The sequence below is a fragment of the Streptomyces sp. NPDC002643 genome (assembly GCF_053592555.1).
This window is the reverse complement of the sequence record NZ_JBSFVY010000008.1, coordinates 13,166-36,049: the sequence shown is the minus strand read 5'-3', so window position 1 is coordinate 36,049 and position 22,884 is coordinate 13,166. Positions and strand designations below refer to the sequence as shown.

Below are 22,884 nucleotides of genomic sequence, written 5' to 3'. Positions count from 1 at the left end.
GGGTGCGGGTTGTGGGTGGTTGCTCGCGCAGTTCCCCGCGCCCCTGAAAAGCAGGGGCTGCGCCCCTTGCTTTTCGGCCCGCAGGGGCCGTGTCTTTTAGGGGCGCGGGGAACTGCGCGAGAAACCCCCACCGGCCCGCAGTCGAACTACTCACCCAACCACCCCGAACCCCTTGTCAGAAGGCGCACGTATGACCTCCCAGCCCAAAGAAAACCGCACCCTCAGCCCGTACACGGGCTACACCCGCGCCCACTGGGAGGCGGCAGCCGACGCGCTGCTGAGCGCCGTGGAGCCGTACGCCACGGCCGATGGCGCGCTCTACCACCTCCCCGGCGACCGTACGAGCTGGTCGGGCCGGCTCTCGGACGGGCTGGAGGGCTACGCCCGTACGCTGCTGCTGGCGGCCTTCCGCCGTGACGAGAAGGCGCTGGCGCGGTACGGCGACGGACTGGCCGCCGGTGTCTCGGGCGTCTGGCCCCGTATCGGGGACCGCAGCCAACCCCTCGTGGAGGCCGCGTCCATCGCCTTCGCGCTCCGGCTGACCCGCCCCCTGCTGTGGGACCGCCTCGACGACTCCGTACGTCAGCGCGCGGCGGCCTGGCTCGGCGACGCGCTCACGGCGGAACCCTGGCCCTGCAACTGGGAGCTGTTCCCGGTGACGGTCGGCGGCTTCCTGGAGGAGATCGGCCATGAACCGGAGTTGGCCCGCCGCGTCATCGATCACCGCCTCGATCGCATCGAGCAGTGGTATCTCGGCGACGGCTGGTACACCGACGGCGACGGCCGCAAGTTCGACTACTACAACGGCTGGGCGATGCACCTCTACCCGGTGCTGCACGCCTGGCTGGCGAACGACGAACGCCTGCTGGATCTGTACGGTGGCCGGCTGTCGCACCATCTCGCCGACTACGCCCGCCTGTTCGGCGGTGACGGCGCCCCCCTGCACCAGGGCCGCTCGTTGACGTACCGCTTCGCGACGACGGTCCCGCTGTGGCTGGGCGCGTTGACGGGCCGTACGCCGCTGTCGCCGGGCGAGACCAGGCGCCTGGCCTCCGGCGCGCTGAAGTACTTCCTCGACCGGGGCGCCGTGGACGACCGGGGCCTGCTGTCGCTGGGCTGGCACGGGCCCGACTCGGCCGTCCTCCAAGGCTATTCGGGACCGGCGTCCCCGTACTGGGCGAGCAAGGGGTTCCTGGGCCTGCTGCTGCCGCCGGAGCACGAGGTGTGGACGGCGACGGAGGCGGCGGGTCCGGTGGAGCGGGAGGACGAGCTGCGGCCCGTCGGTCCGCCCAACTGGCTTCTGCAGTCGACCGGTTCGGACGGTGTCGTCCGCCTCCACAACCACGGCAGCGAGGACGTCCGCTACGACCCGTTCTACACGAGGCTGGCGTACTCGACGGTGACGGTGCCCGTGCCGTTGGCGGAGCCCGCGGAGTCGTACGACAACAGCGTGATCGTCGGCGGCGACGCGAGCCGGGTCGGTATCGAGCCGCTGGGGGTGGGGGAGGGCTGGGCCGCGTCCCGGCACTCGGTCGGCGACGAGAGCGACGACAGCGACGTGCGGGTGACCAGCCTGGTGGTGGCTCGGGGCGCGGCCGAGGTGCGGGCCCAACTGGTGAGCGGCGCGGCACCCGGGACTCCGGTACGGGTGACGGGGTGGGCCGGGGCGGAGGGGCTGCAGACCGAACTCCTCCCGGTGCGGGGGCTGTCGCCGGACGGGGCCGGGCCGGGGCTCACCGGTGGGACGGGTGCCGGGCCGGGGCTCATCGGTGAGACGGGTGCCGAGGGCGCGACCCTCTTCGTGGCTCTCGCCCGTCTCACCGCCGACCCGGCGGCCGAGTCCCTGCCCCTCCCCGGACGGGTGTCCGTGGAGGTGTGGGAGGGGCAGGGGACCTTCGAGGTCGCCGTCAGCTGGGCCGACGGCGACCCGCGACCTCAGCGGTTCACGTTCTTCACGGCTTCAGACGGGCGATCCTCAGGGTCTTCGTGGTCGGTGACGCCCCGTTGAGCGGGGACGAGTAGGACGGGGTCACGGCGGCGTACGCCCAGGTCAGGGTCCCGTCCTTGAGGACCGCGACATCACCGCTGATCCGCTCCTTGACGACCTTGTCGGCGCCCTGGAGCTTGCCGTTCCAGTCGACGAGGCGGAAGTGGGTGCCCGTGAAGGTGCCGGTGCAGGTGCCGTTCGCGCACTTGGCGTTCTTCAGGGTCTCGTAGGAGACGAGGAGGCGGTTCTTGCCGTACGGGGCGACGTGGACGTTGACGTGCTCGGTGCCCTTGGCGGAGGTGAGGTAGACCGTCTTGCCGGAGGGCGTGTTGCGGTTCTTCAGGAACGCGATGGCGACCTGGTGGGTGCTGGTCTTCGGCTTGACCGTCCAGCCGCGGCCGCTGGAGTCCTCCGGGTTCTTCTTGGCGGAGGCGGCGCCGCGCGAGGCGAACGCGGTGGCGTAACGGCCGGTGGAGGACTTCACGATCTCGCCGGTGCGGCCCGCGAAGGTGCCGCCGCAGTAGCCGGCCCAGCACTGCTCGCGCTGCACGACGGGCGCGTTGTCGGGGGCGGCGATACCCGTCGACACGAACAGGCCCGAACGCCAGTCGTCGAAGCAGAGGGAGGTGAAGGCGCCGGAGGTCTCGGCGCGCAGGGCTATGCCCTCGTTGTGGGAGCAGCCCCAGCCCCAGCCACCGCTGAGCTTCTTGCCCTTGGGGCCGACGTAGGCGAGCTTGTCGCCGAAGTGACCGTCGGCGAAGCCCCCGGCGCCGTGTACGACGAAGTAGGCGCCGTACTTCTTGCCGTTCCAGGCGAGCTGCCCGTCGAGCAGCGGGGCGGTGTCATCGCTGGAGGTGCCGGTGAGCTTGGTGCGCCAGGCCTGTTTGCCGTTGCTGTAGCGGACGAGCGCGGCGGCGGTCTCCTTCCACTTGTTGCTGTCGGCGACCCGGGTCAGCAGCGCGAACCCGTCGTTGTGCGCGACGAGCCCGCCGACCTCCTTGGCGCCCTTGACCACGGTGTCCGCGCCCGAGCGCTTGCCGGCCGAGGTGAGCGGGGTGACATGGATGCCGTCCGAGGCGGGCCAGGCGACCCGCAGCGTGCCGTTCGGCGCCACGGCCGTCGCCGTACGCGTCCACTCCCGGCTGTTGTTGTAGCCGGCCGAGAGATAGGGGAACTTCGCGGGCAGGCTCACGGTCGTGTTCGTGGCGGTGAGACCTGTGGTGGCCGCGGTGGTCGTGGGCGCGGCCCCGGCGGTGGCGTACCAGGCACCGGCCAGCACGGAGGCCGCGGCGAGCGAGCCGATGACGGGCTTGCGAAAGCCCCGTCTACGACGGTGCGCGGACGGGGCGGAGGGGGTGGGTGTTGCGGAAGTCATGCCCTGAGGTCGCCGCCGGGGGGTGAGAGGTTGCCGCCGTGGCGAAAAAATGTTTGAGCTTCTCACCCACCGCCGAACAGCATGACCTCCCGCTCGGACACCGGCCCGACGGTCAGGAGCAGTTTGTCCACTTGTTGGAGGAGATGTTGTTGTAGAAGACGCTGTTCTCGCTCAGGCTGAAGGCGTCCCCACGGTCGATCGTCATGCTGTAGCCGCTGTAGTTCTTGCCCGTGTAGATGGTGACGTCGCAGGAGTTGCCGTGGTTGTACAGCGACTTCGCGTTGTTGAACGCGTAGTAGATCGTCAGGTCGGCGTTGTTCCCGAACACCTGGCCCCGGGTCCCGCCGTAGCTGGTCTGGGTCCAGACGCACAGCGCCCCCGACGGGCAGTCGGACTTGGCCGCGTGGGCCGGCGTCGCCCCGAGTGTGACTCCCATGCCTGCGAGCGCCACGGCGCCGACGGCGGCGGCCGCTTTGGTGCGGATACCCCTGAACAGAATCGTCATGGACGCATCGTGACCGAATCCCGCCCGCACCCGTACCTGGAACCTTCGAGGTTGACTCCGGGCCCCCGCCACGGGTCGGTGGTGGTCGGTGATGCCAAAGGGATGGTGGCGCTCATGCCTCACAGAGAGGCGGGGGACGCCGGGTTGTCCTCGCGCGGCCAGTGGGTGAGCGCCAGATGCAGGGCCTCGACGGACTTGTCCCACGAGCGCTGTACGTCGCGGGGTGCGCCGAAGGCGCCCGCCGCCTCCAGGACGCAGTAGCCGTGGAAGGTGCTGCGCAGCAGCCGCACGGCGTCGGTGAGGTCGGGTTCGTCCAGGTCGTAGGCGCGGAGCATGCCGTAGGTGATCTCGGCGGTGCGGCGCAGGGCGGCGGTGTCGGCGATCAGGTCCTGGTCCACCGGGATCTGGGTGGCCGCGTATCGGCCGGGGTGCTCCAACGCGTAGGCCCGGTAGGCGTCGGCGAACGCGGCCAGGGCGTCCCTGCCGGCGCGTCCCGCGACCGCCTCGGCGATCCGGTCGATCATCTCGGCGCCGGCCGTCAGGGCGATGCGGGTCCGCAGGTCCCGGAGATTCCTCACATGGGAGTACAGGCTCGCGTCCTTCACCCCGAAGCGCCGTGCCAAGGCGGACAAGGTGACGTTCTCGAAGCCGATCTCGTCCGCGAGATCGGCCGCGGCCTCGACGACACGATCGGCCGTGAGTCCGGCACGGGCCATCGGAACACCTCCGGGTCTGTTGGGGCGGGTCTGGTCGGGCGGGTCCGCGCGATCATGTCTGCTCTGGTCGTCGGCGGCCTGCCCTCCAGGGTGCCCCTTCGCCGTGCTCGGGTTCGAATCCGGTCGCCGATGAAGCCCGCGGGTGCACTGCACGCGCTGACACGAGTGAGCCCTCGGTACCCGCCGCAGGGATGGCAGCGGGTACCGAGGGCCCTTCGGGGCGTCAGGACTTGTCGCTACCGGCCTGATCGTGGGCCAGCGGACACAAGTCGAGCGTGCCACGGATCAACGGGATCATTTCTTGATCCCTATGTTGCGGGCAGAAGCGTCGCCCGCCCCTGGTATCCATGCGCCGCTCGTCCTCGGCCAACTCCTTGGGAGTCATCGGCCTGTAGCGATTCGTCATACGATCACCCGTTCGGGGGAGGGGTCGGCGGGTCGTCTTCCGGTGACGGCATCGGGTTGCCGGGGTCGCCGGGGCTATTGCCCTGGTTGTCGTCGTCACCGCCACGGACAGTTCCCAGTGTGCACCTCATGGGCACCTCCTTTCATCCGCATCTCCGACATCGGTCAAATGTCGGTCAATACCGCCCGACCGCTGAGTGCCGCATCGGTCGGGACGCCCAACTACCGCCGCTTTACGTACAGTTGGGCGACGCCCCCTTGCCCGGACTCGAACCGGGGCCCCTGCACGCGGCTCATGCTCGAAGCCGCGCGTGCGTCAGTGCTCTGCCGCTGAGCTACAAGAGGGTGGGCACCGTAGGTGCCTCAGACTCGGGGGTGTTCGTTGGCCTGCTCGTACGGGTCGTCGTCCCCGCCAGGAGTGACGGGATCGAAGTAGGGCGCTTGCATGGGGAGGAACAGTTCAGGGCTGCACTGGCCGCAGCCGGCGCATTCACCGCCCTGCGGAATCGGACAGGCCATGGGTCTCTCGGGAGGGTGAGCCCCGCTCCGCCGGGAAGGGGAAGCGGGGATGGACCGGCGGAGCGGGAGTTGGGGCAAGGGAGACACCGACAGTCCACTCATAGAGGGAAGGGGGCGCCGGCCTTGCGAAGGAGATCGAGGGCGTCCAACTCTCGGGCCATCGAGTTCACGCTCGATATGCCTTCCCGGCCCGTTCGGGCTGGACCGGGGGAGGTACGTCTTCGGTCGGCTCCCAGATCTGGTAGTCGGACATCGATCGCCGGTAGCGGTTGTGGCGTGTGGCCTGGGTGTGCTTGCGTTGCCACTCGTCGACCTGAGATGACTCTGGTCGACGGCCGGACTCGGCCCCGCACTCGACTTCGTCACCGAAGACGCATCGAGCCTCGAATTCCGACTCGGCCAAGTCGTCTTGACGAATGCGGTAGGTGACGTGCTTGATCCGTGAGCGAGTCATCTCGTTACCCCTCGGTGCGAGCCCGCATCCGTTCGGAGGCCGCGACCTGGAGGAAGGCACCGCACTTCTCGACCTTGCGAGCAACCTCGGCGTACTCCTGGGGAATGGGCGAGATCATCGATCGGGACGGAGTGAGCACTGCCCCGGCTTCGCCCCGCTCAATACGCTCCAGCACTCGTGCCAGGCCCTCGCGTTGCTTGGGGTGGCCGAGGCCGTCGCGGTCTTCGACCGTCGCGACAATCTCCCATCCGAATGCCTCGGCGTACTCGCGGCACTGTTGGCGTGGAACACTGATGTTCGCGTTCGGGGCCGCGCACAGGTAGATGATCACGCGAAATGCGGTCACCCGCGACGTGAAACCCTCCGTCGCGGCTGGTTCGAACGGGATTCCGGCCGCCGCGTCCGCGATGTTCTGCCGCCGCGTGATGTCCTCGGGGGTCCGCCGGTGGGCGGCTCCCCGGTTCTTGTTTCTCTGGCTGACCATGCATCAATCGTGGCGGCTCGATCACGCAACGTGAAGAGACGAGCCGTAGGAGCGGGCGAAGTGAGAGAGACCCGACTCCTACGGAGCGTAGGAGTTTCTAGATCAGTGGAACCCCGATCACCTCGCCGATGTGGCGAACCTTGGCCGTTGAGACCTTCGCGAGGCGCTTCCCGATGACGCCGGGAAGCGCCTGGTGCTTGACCCACTCGGGGGCGTCCAGCGCCACCTCGACCAGCGTGTCACCAGCTTTGTCGTACAGCCCAGTTGACGCCTGAGCCAGCGCGACATCGAGTTTGTACCGGTTGCGGGCAACCTTCGACATGCCCTTGGGGAGCTTCTTCATGTCGTCTTGATTGGCGAGTTGAAGGGCGCGGCCGTAGTTCTTCAGTGCAACGTGAATGCCAACCGCCTCTGCTTTCGCAGAGGTTGGTCCGAAGTTGGTTCCATACAGCTTCTCGTCTCGGCCAAGTCGCGCTGCGGCAGCGTGAGCCTGGGACAGGTAGTTGTCGGCCGCTCCCGCGTCTTCCCGCCGCGATGCGGCCACGGCCGCCGAGATCATGTTGCGTCCGTACGCGACGAGTTGAGGCCGCGAGCCGTTACTGAAACTCGGCTCGATGGCCAATGCCGCCCGCTCCGCAACAGCCACGGCTCGGGGCAACTTCGCTCCGCGCAAGTAGACCCAGGACAGGGTGGAGTCCAGAAGCGCACCAAGAACCGGGTCGCCGGCTTCCCGAGCCAGGGCCTTCGCGGTCGTGAGCGCACTGAGCGCCAGGTCTCGCTGGCCAAAGCCGGTTGAGCACGAGGCGGCTACCCGGTAGGTGCTGGCCAGGATGGAACCCAACCGCTCACGCTCTCTGCCGGTCGCACTGGCGTACCTGACTTGACCTTCCAGCATCACCTGAGAGGCGTAGGCGCTCACCTTCGCCGTGTCGCTTGCCCAGTAGGCTTCCCACGCCCGGTCTCGGGCCTCGGCCAGTTCCTCGACGCTACTCGGGTCGTCGATGCCCTCCCACAGGCCGAGTGCGCTTTCATGGGTGGCATCCGACAGTCGAACAAGTGCCGCTCGGTCGGCCCGGTCCATGCCGCGTCGGGGGGCTTGCTGTCCGAGGATCACCGATACGTCGGTTCGAAGCGCCTCGGCAAGCTTGAGCAGGGAGCCCACTGACAACTCTCCGCGATCCTGCTCCGCCTTCTGCACCAGGGCGTAGGAGAGTCCCGCGGCATCGGCCAGTTCTTGCTGTGTCATGTCGGAGCCCCGAAGGACTTTGATCCGCTTACCGTTGGTCAGGTCTGCCCAGTTGCTCACGGTCACCTCAGTGGGTCGCAGGGGCGCGGTTCACTCTCGATGGTAGGTCCACGCGGGAGTGTGGTTGCGGGAGATCACAGCCACGGGCGGGAACTGACAATCCAGGATGGCCTCGGCCACCGTTCGCCGTCGGGCACACCGCCGATGCTGCCGGGGCAGAAACGAGGGCGGGGACGAGGGCGGGGACGAGGGCGGCTACTCGGCCACTCGTCCCCGCCGTCGGCGTATGGGATGAAGTCTGCTCAGCCGATCGGCGCGTACAGCACGCCCAGTTTGTCGATCTCGTCGCCCGCGCGGCCGGTGAAGCCGGCGATCTGCCAGCCGGAGGGGGCCGTGAAGGTCTTGGTGTCGGAGGTGGCCGTACCGGCGGTCAGCGTGCGGCCCTTGTCCGTGGAGAACGCGGCGGAGAAGATCCGGGTGTGGCCGTCCTTCTGGCCCTGGGTGAGGTTCACCGAGGTCAGGTGCTCACCGGAGGCGAGGGTCAGCGAGGTGGCCGTACCGCCCGTACCGCCGTGGGAGAGGGCCGTACCGTCGGCGTGCGTGAGCGACACCGCGTCGAGGCGGGAGCCGCCGCGCAGGGTGAGGGTGCGGGGCGCGACGGTGGTGGGCAGGTCGTCGGCGTCGTTGTACGCCGTTCCGTGCGGGCCGCCGAAGAAGTCGCTGGCCTTGAGGGACGAGTTGAGGGTGTACGAGAAGTCGACCGTGTGCGGGTAGTGGTCGGAGAGGTGCTCGCCGTCCTCGCGGAGGAACTTCGTCCACTCGTTGTTGTAGCGGGTGGCGTCGAGGGAGACGAGGTCGCTGCCCCGGTAGAGGACCTTGTCGACGACCTCACAGGTGTTGGTCGGCGCGGCCGAGTCGCAGACCAGCGCGTCGCTGCCCTGCGCCGGGGGCGTACCGCCCTTGACCAGGTCCACCCAGGGGTCCTTGAGGTTGTTCTCGGACAGCAGGGTGCGGATGTTGTCGCCGGCGCGCGTGTACCGGGTGTTGGTGTCGCCCATGACGATCACGGCGTTGCCGGAGGAATTGGCCTGGATGAAGTCGCAGAGCTGCTCGATGTTGGCGCGGCGGGCGGCCAGCGCCGCGTCGTCGTCATCGGCGTTGGTGTGCACGTTGTAGAGGTCGACGAAGACGCCCTCGGCGAGCCGGACCCGGGCCAGCGAGAAGCCCTTCGGGGTCAGGCAGTTGGTGCCGGTGCAGTCGTTCCACTTCACCCGCTCGAAGTCCTCGAACGCGTAGTCGGAGAGGGTGTTGAGGCCGTCGCCGAAGGGCACTCCGCCGCTGGTCGCCGTGCGGTAGGGGTGGTCGTCGCCCGCGTAGAGCGCCGCGTGGTAGTTGAAGTCCTCCTGCACATTGACGATGTCGTACGCGCCGAGGCGGGGGGAGATCAGCGGGGTGTTGGTCTCCGGGTCGCTGGAACTGAGCCCGGCGGGGAGGCCGGCGACGTTGTACGTCAGCACATTGAAGGTGCCGGTCGTGGCCGCCGCGGCGGGCGTCGCGGCACCGGCGGCGAGGCCGGTGACGGCCAGCGCACCGGCCATCAGCGTCCCGATGAGTCGTCTCATGGTGGGGGTGTCTCCGGTCGGGGTCGGGGGATTCGGGGTCGGGGCGAATCCGGGGCAACGGGGGAGCAGGAGAACAGCCGTAACTGACCAGGAAGTTGAACGCTGCTCAGCTTCGGTGGCGACCAGTGTGACGGCAAAGAGCTGCCGGGGAAACAGTGAGTGCCGAGGTGATCCGATGACACAGTCGGCGGAGTGCTCAGCCGTGAGCCCTCTCAAGGTGCCGCAACGCCGACGCCGCCGCATGAGCCCCGCACATGCCGTGCGCGCCCGCGCCCGGAGGGGTCGCCGCCGAGCAGATGAACATTCCGGGGACGCCCGTGCGGTAGGGGTCGAGGGCGAGTCGGGGGCGGGCCACCAGCTGGAGCGCGGTGTTGGCGCCGGTGACGATGTCGCCGCCGACGTAGTTCGGGTTGTACTCCTCGTACGCCGTGGTCGACCGCACCGCCCGGTCCACGACCCGGTCACGGAAGCCGGGGGCGAACCGTTCGATCTGGGCGGTGATCGCCTCGGTCGCGTCACCGTCGTAGCCGTGCGGGACATGGGCGTACGTCCACACGGGGTGCAGGTCGCCCCGGGAGCGCCGTGGATCGGCGAGGTACTGCTGGCCGACGAGCACGAACGGCCGCTCGGGCATGCGCCCGGCGCTGATCAGCCGCTCGGTGTGGGCGATCTCCTCGAAGGCGCCCCCGAGATGGACGGTCCCCGCCCTCCGGGCCGCCTCACTGCGCCACGGCACACCGCCCTCGACGGCGAAGTCCACCTTGAAGGCGCCGGGCCCGTGCCGGAACCGGCGGTACGCGCGCGCCACCCGCCCCGGCAGCCGGTCGCCGAGTATGCTGGCCACGGCGGCGGGCGCGAGGTCGAAGAGGACCACGTCGGCCGGGGGGAGGTCCGCAGTGGACCGCACCCGTACCCCGGTCTCGATCCTGCCGCCGAGTTCGCCGAGCAGCGCGGCCAGCGCGTCGGTGATCGCCCGGGAGCCGCCCGCCGCCACCGCCCAGCCGTGCCGGTGCCCGGCGGCCACGATCGTCAACCCGATCGCGGCGGTCGCCGGCCGGTTCAGCGGCCGGAACGCATGGGCCGCCACCCCGCCGAACAGCGCCCGCGCGGCCTCCGTACGCCAGACGCGGGCCACGGCGGTCGCGGGCAGCAGCGCCGGGAGCCCGAAGCGGGCCAGCCGCAGCGGATGCCGGGGCACCCGCAGGATCGGGCCCATGACGTCCTCGGCGAGGGCGTCGAACCCGTCGGCCGGCGGCCCGAACACCCGCCGCCACCGCCGCCCGTCCCGCGCGCCGAGCCCGGTAGCCGTCTCCTCCACCGACCGGTACAGCACCCCGGCCTCACCCGAGTCCAGCGGATGCACGCAGTCGATCTCCGGCAGCCGCCAGCTCAGCCCGTACCGCTCCAGCCCCAGGGTGCGCAGAAACGGCGAGCCCACGGCCATCGGATGCGTCGCCGAGCAGTGGTCGTGCAGCAGCCCCGGCGTCAGCTCACTGGTACGCGTACCGCCGCCGATGGTCGCCGCCGCCTCAAGGACCGTGACCTCCACCCCCTCGCGGGCGAGGGCCACGGCCGCCGCGAGCCCGTTCGGACCGCCGCCCACGACCACGGCTGTGCTCATCAGGTCCTCCTCCTCGGCGTACAGCGGTCCCTACGGAGGAGGCTAGATCACCTGGCTCGGCCCCGGTATTCGCAGAATTGCCTAACAGATGCCGGATACCGGGTGCCCGGAGTGCCCTCAGGCGTTCGGGTTCAGCCCGTTCGACAGACCCGTGTACGCCGGCTTCGCCGCATAGCTCTCGTTGTACGGCAGCGCGGCCCCGTAGCCGCTGAACGTGCCCGGCACCCACGAGTACTTGTCCGTCAGCCCCCACACCGTGACCCCGGCGCAGCGCGGCACACCCAGACAGTTCTCGCTCGCCGTCTTGTAGTCGGTGGACTGCTGGGCCAGCTCGGCGGAGGAGGCGGGCAGCGGGATACGGATGTCCAGCTCGGTGACGGACACCTCAAGACCGAGATCCGAGAACCGCTTCAGATTGGCCTTCATCGAACTCGGCACCCCGCCCACCACGAAGTGCGACTGGAAGCCGATGCCGTGCAACGGGACACCCTGGGCGAGGAGTTGCTTCGCCAGGTTGTAGAGGGCGTCGCTCTTCGCGTTGTCCGCCTCGATGTTGTAGTCGTTGATGTACAGCTTGGCGCTCGGGTCGACGGCGTGCGCCCAGCGCAGCGCGGCCGCGATATGGCCGGTGCCCAGCTTGTCCTGCCACAGCGAACTACGCATCGAACCGTCCTCGTTGAACGCCTCGTTGACGACGTCCCAGGCGTAGACCTTGCCCTTGTAGCGGCCGACGGTCGTGTCGATGTGCTTCTTCAGGATCGTGTTCAGCTCGGACGCCGAGAAGTTGCCGTTCTTCAGCCAGGACGGCAGCTGCGCGTACCAGACGAGCGTGTGACCGCGTACGCCCTGGTTGTGGGCGGCGGCGTGGTTGACGAGGCGGTCGGCGGCGGCCCAGTTGTAGCTGTTCCGGCTGGGCTCCAGGGCGTCCCACTTCATCGCGTTCTCGGCGGTGACGGAGTTGAACTCCCGGTCCAGTACGGCCGTGTACGCCGCCTCGTTCCCCAGCGGCCCGTCGGCGACGGCCGCCCCGATCCGTACGCCCCGGCCGTCGGCGTAGCCGCGCAGGGTCGTCGCGGCCGAGGCGTCCGGGGTGAACTGCGGCACCGCGACGGCCGCGCCGGCGACGAGCACGCCCACGGCGGCGAGGGGCGACGGACGGAAGAGACGCCGACGGCGGTGGGTGCGAGGGGAGCGGGACACGGCTACTCCTGCGGGGTGGGGGGATGCGGGTGTCTCACTCCTGGGTCGCCGCCGACCGCCGCGAGGTTGCCGTCGGCCGCCGCGAGGTTGCCGAGGAGTCACCCATGAGGACGGCCGGGGCCCGGCATCGGCTCGCCGCCACACCGCCGCGCCCCGGCTCTCCTCAGTCGCACGCGCACGCCGTGCGCAGTCCGTCCAGCGCCGCCCACACCGCGCCGGCCCGCTCCCGGTCGAACACCAGCGGGGCGAAGGCGCCGTCGTGGGCGAAGACCACGTACACCTCGGAGAGATACGACAGACCGCCCCACTCCTCGCGCCGGTGCGAGCGGGCCAGCGTCCGGCCGCAGGGCGGGCAGGCGATCCACGGGACGAGTTCCGAGGTCGGGGACGGGGGTTCCGCCAGCACCTCACGCGCGGGGAGCGTGTCCTCGGCGCCGTCCTCGAAGACCCGTAGCCGCGGCGGCCGTTCGGCGTCCTGGGCCAGCTCCACGATCTCCGCCCCGTGCCGGTCCCACACACTCCACTCCTCGGCCATCACCGCGATCTCGGTGCGCGCCTTGTCGTCGACGGGCAGCCGCAGCTCGGTGAGCCTCTCCACCAGCACACCGAGCCCCGCCTCCTGTTCCCCGATGTCCCAGCAGTCCTGGACCGTCTCGACGTCCCCCGCGTCCGGCAGCAGCGAGGCGAGACGGGACCATATGGCGGCTTCGGCGGCGTACGCCTTCAGACGGTCGTCATGCTCATGCATCGGGCGAGCGTACCGGGCTCCCGTACCGTCGTCGGACCGGTCACCCGGCAGGGTGGAACTCCGCCGCCCAGTGAGCCGATCCGCTGGCCAGCCGTACCGGGGCGGCACGGACGCGTCCCGACTCTGACGGCATGTCCACCATTCCTTCCCTACGGGGAACACCGCCCGCAGCCCCACCCGGAACACCGCCTCCCCGCCTACGGGGAACCCTGCGCGCCGTGTCCGTCCTGGTCACCGCGCTGACCTTCGTCGTGGCCGCGTCCCCCGGCGCCTTCGCCGCGCCCGGTGACCTGGACCCCGCTTTCGGCACCGGCGGAAAGGTCACGATCACCACCCCCTCCTACGCCGAGGGCGAGGACGTGGCGGTCCAGCCCGACGGAAAGATCGTCTCGGTCGGCTGGGAGCAGGACCCGAACAACCTCGACGCCGAGTTCGCCGTGGTGCGGCACAACCCCGACGGCAGCCGCGACACCTCCTTCGGCGGCGGCAACGGCGAGGTGCTGACCGACTTCGAGGGCGGGGACGACCTGGCCCAGGGGGTGGCGGTCCAGCCCGACGGGAAGATCGTCGTGGTCGGCCGGCACCAGGAGACCGACGACGAGTTCGCGGGCTGCTGCTGGTTCACCGTGGCCCGCTACAACGCCGACGGCACCACCGACACCACCTTCGGCGGCGGCGACGGCTGGGTCAGCCCCGGTCTGGCCGGTGGCGCCGAGGACGCGGCCGGTGTCGCGGTGCAGCCGGACGGGAAGATCGTCGCCGGAGCCCGGGCGGGCGGCGAGTTCGCCGTCGTCCGCTATCTGACGGACGGGACCCCCGACAGCTCCTTCGGCGGCGACGGCGTGGTCACCACCTCGCTCTCCGACGACCCCGCGGTCGGCGCGACCGCACGCGACCTGGCCCTCCAGACCGACGGGAAGATCGTCATGGTCGGTGACGTGGGCCGGACCTCCTTCGACTTCGCCCTGGTCCGCTACCACCCCGACGGCAGCCTGGACACCACCTTCGGCGGCGACGGCAAGGTCACCACGGATCTGGGCGGCTACAACTGGGGCGAGACCGTGGCCGTCCAGTCGACCGGCAAGATCGTCGCCGCCGGACCGACCGGCGGCCGCTTCACCCTCGTGCGCTACAACCTCGACGGAAGCCTCGACAGCGGCTTCGGCAGCGGCGGGGTCGCGACCACCGAGTTCGACAGCGGCTCCTCCGTGTACGACGTCGCGCTCCAGCCCGACGACCGGATCGTGGCCGGCGGCACCGCCGGCGGCGACTTCGCGCTGGCCCGCTTCCACGCGAACGGCGGCCTCGACACCGGGTTCGGCACCGGCGGCCGCACCACCACCGACTTCGGCACCGGCGACCGGGTGACCAGCCTCGCGCTCCAGTCCGACGGCAAGGTCGTCGCCCACGGCGGCAACAGCGACGGCCTGCGCGCCCTGGCCCGCTACCTCGGCGGCGAGGGCGCCCCCGAGCCCACCGTGCCCGACCTGTCGGTCACCAAGACCGGCACCGGCACGGTCGGCATCGGCGACCGCGCCACCTACACCGTGACGGTCACCAACAACAGCACCACGACCGCGGCCACCGGCGTCACCCTCACCGACACGGTCACCGGCCCCGCCGCCACGGTCGTCTCGGCCACCCCGGCCCAGGGCACCTGCACCACCTCCGCCACCGGCGCGAGCTGCGCCCTCGGCACCCTCGCCGCCGACGCGAGCACCACGGTGACCGTCGTCGTCGAACCCAGGGCCACCGGAACCCTCACCGACCGCGCCACCGCGACCGCCGGCCAGAGCGACCCGAACACCGGAAACAACACCGCCACGGCCACCACCACGGTCACCAACCCCCGAGGCTGCACCCGCGTCGGCACCAGCGGCAACGACACCATCACCGGCACGATCGGCAACGACGTGATCTGCGGCCTCGGCGGCGACGACACGATCAACGCCGGCTCCGGCACGGACACGGCCTACGGCGACTTCGGCAACGACCGCGTCGACGGCGGCGGGGGCAACGACACCCTCACCGCCGGCCCGGGCGGCGACACCCTCATCGGCAACTCCGGCAACGACCGCCTCAACACCGTCGACAACACCCCCGGCAACGACACCGCCAACGGCGGCCTCGGCACGGACACCTGCACCACGGACCCGGGCGACACCCGCATCAGCTGCCCCTAGCCACCAAGGCCGAACAGCTCTGGTGAAGAACACGACAGCGGCCGGCCGGCAGTTCGCCGACCGGCCGCTCCCGCTCGGCCGTGATCTATGAGTCCGTCGCCGTGAACACGAACGAGAACTCCGTCCGCTCCGCGTTCAGGTAGTACCGCGGAAGCGGGCCGGGGCCGCACGACTGGGAGCCGATGCCGTGCTGGCCGTGGTCGAGGTTGACCCAGACGGTGTCACCCGGGGTGAGATCGGTCCGGTGCCGGGCGGCGTCCAGCTGTTCGGTGGTCCAGCGGCGGGCGCTGAACCAGAACTCCGGGTCGCCCTCGATGCGCAGACCACCCAGTTCGACCCAGCGGATGTCCGCACGGGCCCCGTTCTCCTGCGGGCGCACATACGGCGTCTGCAGCTCGGCGACGGTCGAGTGCCAGCGGCCCAGCCTCGACGCCGCCCGGGTGTCCGGGTACGCCTCACCGGGACCGCCGCCGAACCACGTGACGGCGTCCGCCTGCGGCAGCCCGAACCGGATGCCGAGCCGGGGCAGCGGCACCGTCCAGTCGCCCTCCGGTGCCACGGACACGGTCAGCCGCAGCCGGGTGCCGTCGGAGGTCCAGCGGTACTCGGTGGCGAGGCCCACCTCCCAGGCGGCGGGCGCCACCCGGGTCCGTACCGTCAGCGCGTCCTCGCCCAGCTCGACGGAGTCCAGACGGTGCCGCATACGGTGCAGGCCGTACTTGCGCCAGAGCGTCGCGTAGCGGGTGTCGGTCTGCCACTCGGCGCCTTCGTCGTTGTCGGTGGTCGCCCGCCAGACGTCCAGCCTCGGTGCCGTCACCTTGACACCGCCGATGGTCTTCAGCGCACCCGTGCGGACGTCGAAGGAGGCGGGCCCCAGGTAGATCAGCTTCTCGCTCGCCGTCGGACCGTCGCCGGGTGCCAGGGTCGGCAACACCCGCTCCGTCACCGGGAGTTGGGCCCACGCCACCTCGTGGTCCTTCTTCGCCCACGCCGTGTCCTCGGCCAGCAGCGCCCGTACGGTCCACTGCGCCTCACCGCCCGGACCGCCCGCCGGCGGCTGCGGCAGCTTCACCTCGGCCGACTCACCGGGGGCCAGGGCAGGGACGGCCAGGGGGCCGTGTTCGAGGGTCTCGCCGTCGACCTGGTACGACCACTCGAAGGCCAGGGAGGAGAGGTCCGCGAAGTCGTACTTGTTGGTGACCTTCACCGTTCCGGCCGGGCCGTCGCCCTCGATGCGGATCGGCTCGATGACCTTCTTGTACTCGGCGAGACCGGGGGAGGGCGTGCGGTCCGGGAAGATCAGGCCGTCGCAGACGAAGTTGCCGTCGTGCAGCTCCTCGCCGAAGTCACCGCCGTAGGCGTAGCCCAGCTCCGGGTGCTTGACGCCGTGGTCGATCCACTCCCAGATGAAGCCGCCCTGGAGCCGGTCGTACGCCTCGAAGAGCCGCTGGTAGTCGGCGATGCCGCCGGGGCCGTTGCCCATGGCGTGGCCGTACTCGCACTGGATGAAGGGGAGTTCGCGGCGCTTGAGGGTGCCGCCGTCGAGGCCCTGGCCGATGCGCTCGACCTCGGCGTGGCCCGCGTACATCCGGGAGTAGACGTCGGTGTCCCGGCAGTTCCAGTCGCCCTCGTAGTGGACGAGCCGGGAGTCGTCGCGGCCGTGGATCCACTCGGCCATGGCGGTCAGGCCCCGCCCGGTGCCGGCCTCGTTGCCGAGGGACCAGATGACCACCGAGGGGTGGTTCTTGTCCCGCTCGACCATACGGGCGGCGCGGTCGAGGAGGGCCGGGGTCCAGCGGTCGTCGTCGACGGGGTTGTCCCGCCAGGCCTGCTCGGTGAAGCCATGGGTTTCGAGGTCGCACTCGTCGATGACCCACAGCCCGTACTCGTCGCACAGGTCGAGGAAGGCGGGGTGCGGCGGGTAGTGCGAGGTGCGGACGGCGTTGAGGTTGTGCCGCTTCATCAGCAGGACGTCCTCGCGCATGGTCTCCAGGTCGAGTGCGCGGCCCTGCTCGGGGTGCCACTCGTGGCGGTTGACGCCCTTGAAGAGGACCGCCCGGCCGTTGACCTTGATCAGGCCGTCCTCCACGACGACCGTGCGGAAGCCGATGCGCAGCGGCACGCGCTCGCCCGGCGTGACCAGCTCACCGTCGTACAGCCGGGGGATCTCCGCCGACCACGGCTCGACCGCGACCGTCACCGGCTCACCGGTCGCGACATCGATGTCGAGGGCGGGTACGAGGACCCGGCCGTCGACATCGGATTCGACCCGCAGGGTCCCGAGGCCCCCGGTGTGGTCGTAGGAGGCGTGGACGAAGAAGTCGGCGGCGCTGCCCTCGGGGCGGTGCAGCAGGGTGACGTCCCGGAAGATGCCCGGCAGCCACCACTGGTCCTGGTCCTCCAGGTACGAGCCTGCCGACCACTGGTGGACGCGGACCGCGAGGACATTGCCGCTCGGCTTGAGCAGATGGCCGACGGCGAACTCGTGCGGCAGCCGGGAGCCCTTGAACTCGCCGAGTTCCGTGCCGTTCAGCCAGACCCGGGCGCACGACTCCACGCCGTCGAAGCGGATCACGGCACCGCCGTCCGCCGGCCAGCCATCGGGCAGGTCGAAGAGGCGCAGATGGTCACCGGTCGGGTTCTCCGTCGGCACCCTCGGCGGGTCCACCGGGAAGGGGTAGAGGTGGTTGGTGTAGATCGGCGCCCCGAAGGCCCCGTCGCCCTGGAGGACCCAGTGGCCGGGGACGGACACCTCGGCCCAGTCCCCGGCGTCGTACCCCTCGGCGGCGAACGAGTCGTCCTCGGCGTCGGCGGTCGGCGACAGCCGGAACCGCCAGCTGCCGCCCAGCGAGAGGGACTGGGCGTCGGAGGACGCGTACCAGGCGCGGGGCGCGAGCGCCCCGCTGCCGGGTGACACGTCCTCGACGTAGTCGACATGGTCGACGGATGCGGCGGCGCCGCTGGTCGTGCGGAAAGACATCGGTCTCCTAGCTCGGTCCTAACCCTTGATGCCAGTCTGCGCGATGCCCTGTACCAGCCAGCGCTGGAGGAAGAGGAAGACGAACACCAGGGGCAGGATGGAAATGGCCGTGGCCATGAAGATCAGATGGAAGTTGACGGTCTGGCCGGTCGTGTAGTTCGAGAGCGCGACCTGGACGGTCCACGCGCTCGGGTCCTGGCCGATGACCAAGGGCCACAGGAAGGAGTTCCACCCGCTGATGAACGTGATCGTCGCCATCGCGGCGAAGAAGTTCAGCGAGTTGGGTACGACGACCCGCCAGTACGCGCCCATGTAACCGAGCCCGTCCACCCGCGCCGCCTCCTCCAACTCCTTGGGGAACCCCAGGAAGTACTGCCGGAACAGGAAGCAGGTGAAACCACTGAAGAGGCCCGGGATGATGAGACCCCGGTAGGTGTCGATCCAGCCGAGGGACGACACCAGCACGAAGCTGGGCACGAAGGTCACGGCGGTCGGGACCATCAGGGTGCCGAGGACGACGTAGAAGACCTTGTTGGCGTGCTTGTACGGGATGCGGGCGAGGCCGTAGCCGGCCAGCGAGCAGACCAGCAGGGTGCCGACGGTGTGCAGGACGCCGACGACCGCCGAGTTCCACAGCGAACGCGCGAAGTCGACCGACGGGTCCTCGAACGGCTCCTTGATGTTGCCCCACTGGACGTCGGCGGGGAACCACTTCCATTCCTCGCCCGTGATCTCCGGGTCCGTCATCAGCGCGTTGCGGACGATCAGATAGAAGGGGATGAGGAAGAGGATCGCGGCGATGCCGGTGGCGATGTAGAGACCGGTCGAGCCGATCACACTGCCGCTCTTCTTGACGCGACGCGGCTTGGCCGGCGCGGTCGTCCGCTCCGCCGGAGGTGTGGTGGTGGTCGTCACTTGGACTCCTCCCCCCTTCCGAATCCCATGAACTTGCCCTGGAGCAGGGTGACCAGGCAGATCAGCACGGTCAGGATCAGCGCGCCCGCGCTGCCCGCGCCGTAGTCCTGGCTCTCCCCGAGCGCCTTGTAGTACAGCTCCATCAGCGGCGGTCGGCCCCAGGTGGTCTTGCTCAGCAGGTTGAAGAACTCGTCGAACGCCTGATAGGCGGCGACGAGCAGCAGCAGGATCACGGCGGTGGAGGTGGCCCGCAGCTGGGGCAGGGTGATGTGCCAGAAGGTCTGCCAGCCGGGCTTGGCACCGTCGATCGCGGCGGCCTCGTACATCTCCTGCGGGATGTTCTGCAGGGCCGCGATGAAGAGGATCATGTAGAAGCCGGCCTGGAGCCACAGCCGTACGGTGACGATGACGAGCCAGTACCACGGCGGGTCGGGGCTGGCCAGCCACGCGGTGTTGTCGATGCCGAAGAGGTTCAGGAGGGTGTTGGCGAGACCGAAGCGGACACCGTTGAAGATGGACATCTTCCAGATCAGCGACGCGGCGACATAGCTGACCGCCATCGGCATGAAGAACACCGAGCGGAAGAACGCCCGCATGAACCGCAGCCGGTTCACCATCAGCGCCAGACCGAGCGAGGTCGCCCAGGTCAGCGGCACGATCAGGGCGGCGAAGACGGTGAACGTGCCGAGGGACCCCATGAAGTCCTCGTCGGTCAGCATCGTCACGTAGTTGTCGAAGCCGATGAACTCGCTCGGGGTGACCGTGAAGCGGGCCTCGAAGAACGACAGATAGAAGCTCCACAGGATCGGCAGATAGACGAAGATCGCCAGGCCGATCAGGAACGGCCCGGTGAAGAGCCAGAAGTTGACGGTGGGGGAGCCCCGCAGCCCCCGCCGCGGCTTGGCCGGGGTGGCCTTCGCCGGGGCGGGGTGCAAGGCGCCGTCCTTGGTGATGGTCGACATGTCGTCAGTACCTTTGTCCGGCGGCCTATCCGAAGAGCTTCTTCAGTTCCTTGTTGACCTTCGCGTCGGCCTTGGTCAGCTCCTCGTCCGGGTCACCGCCCTTGCGGACGCAGTTGGCCATGACGTCCTCCAGGGCCGTGATGCTGGCCTGGGTCCAGCCGATGTTGTCGAAGTGGCCGAACTCGTTGAAGAGCTTCACGCCCTCGGCGGGCAGACCCGACTTCAGCTTGTCGGCGGACTCCGCGATGGAGGTGCGCGGCGGGATGTGGAAGCCGTAGGAGAGGGCCCAGTCCTCCTGGTACTCCTTCTGGTCGATCCACAGCCACTTCACGTATTCCATGGTCGCGTCGAGGTTCTTGCCCTTGGCGTTGACGAACATCGACCAGCCGCCGTTGTAGACGGACTGCTTGCCGGCGTCGCCGACCTTCGGGAAGGGGAAGATGCCGAGGTCGTCGCCGAGCGCCTCCTGCATCTGCGGCATCGCCCACATACCGCACCACTGCATGGCGGTGAGGCCCTGGTTGAGCGCGGACGGGTCCCAGAAGTCGGTGGGGGCGTCGAGCAGCAGGTCACCGCTGGTGAACAGGGAGCGCAGCTGCTTGAAGCCGTCGACGACCGCGTCCGTGTGGTAGGCGATCTGGTTCTTGTCGTCGAGATGCTGGGCACCGGCCGACCAGATCAGCGGGCTGATGATCGAGTGCAGGGTGTTGCCGAGGTAGGCGCCCTTGACCTTGTCCGTGGTCAGCTTGGCGGCGGCCGCGATCAGCTCCTCCAGCGTCTGGGGGACCTCGACACCGGCGTCCTCGAACATCGACTTGCGGTAGAAGAAGAACTGTGGGTCGTCGATCATCCGGATGCCGTAGATCTTGCCGTCGACCGTGTGCGAGGCGATGTCGGCCGGGTTGAAGTCGTCCTTGACCGGGTTGATCAGCTCGGACAGGTCCGCCACCTGACCGCTCTCGATCATCTGCAGCTGCGGGTGGAACTCGAAGCAGTCCGGGGCCTTGTCCGTGAGCAGCGAGGCGAACAGCTTGCTCTCGAAGTTGGAGCCGGTGATCCACTGCGTGGTCACATTGGCGTCCTTGTAGGCCTTGGCGTACCGCTTGATGGCCTGCTCGGTGCCGGCCTCGCCGTAGGCGTGGAAGTACTGGGTGAGACCGGAACCCCCGCCGCTGCTTCTTCCGGTGTTGCTGCCGCATGCGGCGAGTCCGCCGGCGGCGGCCAGGCCCATGGCGGCCCGCAGTACGTTGCGGCGGCTGAAGTTGCTGTTGCTCGATGCCGACATGCTGACGTCCTTGTCTCGTAGTACGGCTGCGGCTCTGTACCTCGCCATGGCCTCGTCATGGCGGGGCGGCTCAGCGCCAGATGGCTCAAAGGGGCTTGCGGAGCGGGACGTTAACCTTCGGCTAAGGCTTCGGCAAGGGGTTGGACGAAGTCTGTTCGAAGCGTTGTATTCGGTTCGGTCTCCCGAACGTCCGGGGTGGGCGAGGGGTCGGCGCGAAGGGTGAAGCGGGCGGAAACCGAGCGAGGCAGGGGGAAGAGGGCCGCCGGGTCAGGGTCCGGCGGCCCTCGGCTCAGGGGGGCCGCATCGTCATGAGGGTGATGCGGTGCGACTCCTCGCCGGCCCGTTGCGGCGGGCGGGCTTCTGGTTGATCGACGCCAGCGCGCCTTCGAGCGCGAAGGTCGCCGCCCCCAGGCACACGGGGTCGGTGGGGATGGGGGAGAGGACGATCTCGCTGGCGGCCAGCGGCCGGTGCAACGCGTGCCGGGCGACGGCCTCGCGCACCTCCTGAAGGAGCGGGTCGCCGAGCCGGGCCGCGACCCAGCTGCTCAGCACGACCACCTCGGGATTGAGCACATTGACCAGGACCGCCACGGCGGCGCCGAGGTAACGGGCCGTGTCCTTGAGGACCTTGACGGCGACCGGCTCCTTCGCGGCGACCCCGGCGGCCAGCGCGTCGATCGTGGCGGTCTGGTCGCCGGGGTGCAGCAGGGCGCTCTCGGGGCTGAGTTCCCGCAGGTTCTGCATGATCCCCAGCGCGCCGACGTACGTCTCCACACAGCCGTGGTTGCCGCAGCGGCAGAGCCGTCCGTCGAGTACGAGCGTGGTGTGGCCCCACTCGCCGGCGCTGTTGCTGACCCCCCGGTGCAGCCCGCCGCCTAGGACCAGACCGGCGCCGACGCCCGTACCGAGGTTCACCACGACCGCGTCGCCGTGTCCGCGCACCGCCCCGAACCACAGCTCGGCGACCGCGCTGGCCCGCAGCGGATTGTCCAGGTACAGGGGGTACGCGATGTGTTTGGACAGCAGATCGAGCAACGGTACGTCGTGCCAGTCCCAGTTGGGCGCGTACTCGGCGATACCGGTGTCCCGGTCCACCTGCCCCGGCGCGCTCACCCCGACGCCGAGCACCCGGGCCGCGTCCACCCCGGCCTGGGCGACGACCGAGCCGACGGCCGTGGCGACATGGCCGACCACCTGCTCGGGGCGGCTCTCGCCGGGGCGCATGTTCTCCTCGGCGCGGGCCAGCACGTTCAGCGCCAGATCGAACAGCTCCACATGGACGTATGTCTCCGCGATGTCGACGCCGATCAACGCGCCCCCCGACGCGTTGACGGCCACGAGGCCCCGGGGCCGTCCCCCCGCCGAGTCCTCGAACCCGACCTCGGTGATCAGCCCCAGCTCCAGCAGCTCGCCGACCAGCGTCGCGACCGTCGCCAGACTGAGCCCGGTGGCCGCCGCCAGCTCCTGCCGGGACGTGGGAGACTCGGCGATGATCTGGCGCAGCACCTCGTAGCGGTTCGCGGTGCGGATGTCGCGAGAGGTGCGCTTCATCGACGATGACATGGGTCTCCCTCAGACATGGGTCTCCCTCGATCCCTCCAGGCCATGGCGAGGCCTGATGCCCCGGCGCGGCGCAAGGCTATGACCCGGTAGGACTTTCGACAAGGGGTTAGGAAA

At 69.7% G+C, this 22,884-nt stretch carries 17 protein-coding genes and 1 tRNA gene; 2 read left to right on the top strand and 16 right to left on the bottom strand.

Features of this window, described 5'->3' with window-relative positions:
* The first annotated feature begins 190 nt into the window (after positions 1–190).
* Positions 191–2,008: a DUF2264 domain-containing protein gene (locus ACWD4G_RS14155; RefSeq protein WP_451292970.1), complete on the top strand. Its 1,818-nt coding sequence runs from the start codon at positions 191–193 to the stop codon at positions 2,006–2,008.
* Here the strand turns inward: ACWD4G_RS14155 and ACWD4G_RS14150 are convergent.
* The 11 genes from ACWD4G_RS14150 to ACWD4G_RS14100 all read right to left on the bottom strand — a co-directional run bounded on the left by ACWD4G_RS14150 (position 1,953) and on the right by ACWD4G_RS14100 (position 12,882).
* Positions 1,953–3,362: a hypothetical protein gene (locus ACWD4G_RS14150; protein ID WP_451292969.1), complete on the bottom strand. Its 1,410-nt coding sequence runs from the start codon at positions 3,360–3,362 to the stop codon at positions 1,953–1,955. The genes ACWD4G_RS14155 and ACWD4G_RS14150 overlap by 56 nt on opposite strands.
* Before the next feature lie 112 nt (positions 3,363–3,474).
* Positions 3,475–3,867 carry a peptidase inhibitor family I36 protein gene (locus ACWD4G_RS14145; RefSeq protein WP_451292968.1) on the bottom strand — a complete coding sequence of 131 codons (393 nt, stop codon included), beginning with the start codon at positions 3,865–3,867 and terminating at the stop codon, positions 3,475–3,477.
* Between the two features lie 119 nt (positions 3,868–3,986).
* Complete coding sequence (locus tag ACWD4G_RS14140) at positions 3,987–4,583, bottom strand: TetR/AcrR family transcriptional regulator (protein WP_451292967.1); 597 nt, start codon at positions 4,581–4,583, stop codon at positions 3,987–3,989.
* Between the two features lie 658 nt (positions 4,584–5,241).
* Positions 5,242–5,333: transfer RNA gene (locus tag ACWD4G_RS14135), tRNA-OTHER, on the bottom strand.
* 340 nt (positions 5,334–5,673) lie between these two features.
* Positions 5,674–5,961, bottom strand: a complete 288-nt coding sequence (locus ACWD4G_RS14130; RefSeq protein ID WP_451292966.1) for a DUF7848 domain-containing protein — start codon at positions 5,959–5,961, stop codon at positions 5,674–5,676.
* 4 nt (positions 5,962–5,965) lie between these two features.
* Positions 5,966–6,445: a recombinase family protein gene (locus ACWD4G_RS14125; RefSeq protein WP_451292965.1), complete on the bottom strand. Its 480-nt coding sequence runs from the start codon at positions 6,443–6,445 to the stop codon at positions 5,966–5,968.
* A gap of 97 nt (positions 6,446–6,542) precedes the next feature.
* Entirely contained in the window at positions 6,543–7,751 is a 1,209-nt protein-coding gene (locus ACWD4G_RS14120; RefSeq protein WP_451292964.1) for a helix-turn-helix domain-containing protein, read from the bottom strand.
* A gap of 242 nt (positions 7,752–7,993) precedes the next feature.
* Positions 7,994–9,313 (bottom strand): jacalin-like lectin, encoded by a 1,320-nt coding sequence (locus ACWD4G_RS14115; RefSeq protein ID WP_451292963.1) that lies wholly within the window; start codon positions 9,311–9,313, stop codon positions 7,994–7,996.
* Positions 9,314–9,509: 196 nt separating this feature from the next.
* The gene (locus ACWD4G_RS14110; RefSeq protein ID WP_451292962.1) at positions 9,510–10,934 is read right to left on the bottom strand and encodes a phytoene desaturase family protein; all 1,425 of its coding nucleotides are present in this window, start codon (positions 10,932–10,934) and stop codon (positions 9,510–9,512) included.
* Between the two features lie 117 nt (positions 10,935–11,051).
* Positions 11,052–12,134, bottom strand: coding sequence for an endo-1,4-beta-xylanase (locus ACWD4G_RS14105; RefSeq protein ID WP_451292961.1), 1,083 nt, complete (start codon positions 12,132–12,134; stop codon positions 11,052–11,054).
* Between the two features lie 163 nt (positions 12,135–12,297).
* The gene (locus ACWD4G_RS14100) at positions 12,298–12,882 is read right to left on the bottom strand and encodes a hypothetical protein (protein WP_451292960.1); all 585 of its coding nucleotides are present in this window, start codon (positions 12,880–12,882) and stop codon (positions 12,298–12,300) included.
* Positions 12,883–13,100: 218 nt separating this feature from the next.
* Between ACWD4G_RS14100 and ACWD4G_RS14095 the strand changes: the two genes are divergently transcribed.
* Positions 13,101–15,065, top strand: coding sequence for a calcium-binding protein (locus tag ACWD4G_RS14095; protein WP_451292959.1), 1,965 nt, complete (start codon positions 13,101–13,103; stop codon positions 15,063–15,065).
* A gap of 85 nt (positions 15,066–15,150) precedes the next feature.
* Here the strand turns inward: ACWD4G_RS14095 and ACWD4G_RS14090 are convergent, their stop codons facing one another.
* The 5 genes from ACWD4G_RS14090 to ACWD4G_RS14070 form a co-directional block, all read right to left on the bottom strand.
* Positions 15,151–18,045, bottom strand: a complete 2,895-nt coding sequence (locus ACWD4G_RS14090) for a glycoside hydrolase family 2 TIM barrel-domain containing protein (RefSeq protein ID WP_451292958.1) — start codon at positions 18,043–18,045, stop codon at positions 15,151–15,153.
* An 18-nt stretch (positions 18,046–18,063) separates the two neighbouring features.
* Positions 18,064–18,960 carry a carbohydrate ABC transporter permease gene (locus ACWD4G_RS14085; protein WP_451292957.1) on the bottom strand — a complete coding sequence of 299 codons (897 nt, stop codon included), beginning with the start codon at positions 18,958–18,960 and terminating at the stop codon, positions 18,064–18,066.
* Positions 18,957–19,922 carry a carbohydrate ABC transporter permease gene (locus ACWD4G_RS14080; RefSeq protein ID WP_451292956.1) on the bottom strand — a complete coding sequence of 322 codons (966 nt, stop codon included), beginning with the start codon at positions 19,920–19,922 and terminating at the stop codon, positions 18,957–18,959. Before ACWD4G_RS14080 ends, ACWD4G_RS14085 begins: the two co-directional genes overlap by 4 nt.
* A gap of 25 nt (positions 19,923–19,947) precedes the next feature.
* The gene (locus tag ACWD4G_RS14075) at positions 19,948–21,207 is read right to left on the bottom strand and encodes an ABC transporter substrate-binding protein (RefSeq protein ID WP_451292955.1); all 1,260 of its coding nucleotides are present in this window, start codon (positions 21,205–21,207) and stop codon (positions 19,948–19,950) included.
* 306 nt (positions 21,208–21,513) lie between these two features.
* A complete protein-coding gene (locus ACWD4G_RS14070; RefSeq protein ID WP_451292954.1) occupies positions 21,514–22,758 on the bottom strand; it encodes an ROK family protein in 1,245 nt (414 codons plus the stop codon).
* Between the last annotated feature and the right edge of the window lie 126 nt (positions 22,759–22,884).

Excerpts from the sequence above, each read along its gene's own strand:
- ACWD4G_RS14080 (WP_451292956.1), bottom strand. The coding sequence starts at position 19,922 with ATGTCGACCATCACCAAGGACGGCGCCTTGCACCCCGCCCCGGCGAAG.
- ACWD4G_RS14075 (WP_451292955.1), bottom strand. The coding sequence starts at position 21,207 with ATGTCGGCATCGAGCAACAGCAACTTCAGCCGCCGCAACGTACTGCGG.
- ACWD4G_RS14130 (WP_451292966.1), bottom strand. The coding sequence starts at position 5,961 with ATGACTCGCTCACGGATCAAGCACGTCACCTACCGCATTCGTCAAGAC.
- ACWD4G_RS14090 (WP_451292958.1), bottom strand. The coding sequence starts at position 18,045 with ATGTCTTTCCGCACGACCAGCGGCGCCGCCGCATCCGTCGACCATGTC.
- ACWD4G_RS14115 (WP_451292963.1), bottom strand. The coding sequence starts at position 9,313 with ATGAGACGACTCATCGGGACGCTGATGGCCGGTGCGCTGGCCGTCACC.
- ACWD4G_RS14145 (WP_451292968.1), bottom strand. The coding sequence starts at position 3,867 with ATGACGATTCTGTTCAGGGGTATCCGCACCAAAGCGGCCGCCGCCGTC.
- ACWD4G_RS14125 (WP_451292965.1), bottom strand. The coding sequence starts at position 6,445 with ATGGTCAGCCAGAGAAACAAGAACCGGGGAGCCGCCCACCGGCGGACC.
- ACWD4G_RS14140 (WP_451292967.1), bottom strand. The coding sequence starts at position 4,583 with ATGGCCCGTGCCGGACTCACGGCCGATCGTGTCGTCGAGGCCGCGGCC.
- ACWD4G_RS14150 (WP_451292969.1), bottom strand. The coding sequence starts at position 3,362 with ATGACTTCCGCAACACCCACCCCCTCCGCCCCGTCCGCGCACCGTCGT.
- ACWD4G_RS14110 (WP_451292962.1), bottom strand. The coding sequence starts at position 10,934 with ATGAGCACAGCCGTGGTCGTGGGCGGCGGTCCGAACGGGCTCGCGGCG.
- ACWD4G_RS14100 (WP_451292960.1), bottom strand. The coding sequence starts at position 12,882 with ATGCATGAGCATGACGACCGTCTGAAGGCGTACGCCGCCGAAGCCGCC.
- ACWD4G_RS14155 (WP_451292970.1), top strand. The coding sequence starts at position 191 with ATGACCTCCCAGCCCAAAGAAAACCGCACCCTCAGCCCGTACACGGGC.
- ACWD4G_RS14070 (WP_451292954.1), bottom strand. The coding sequence starts at position 22,758 with ATGAAGCGCACCTCTCGCGACATCCGCACCGCGAACCGCTACGAGGTG.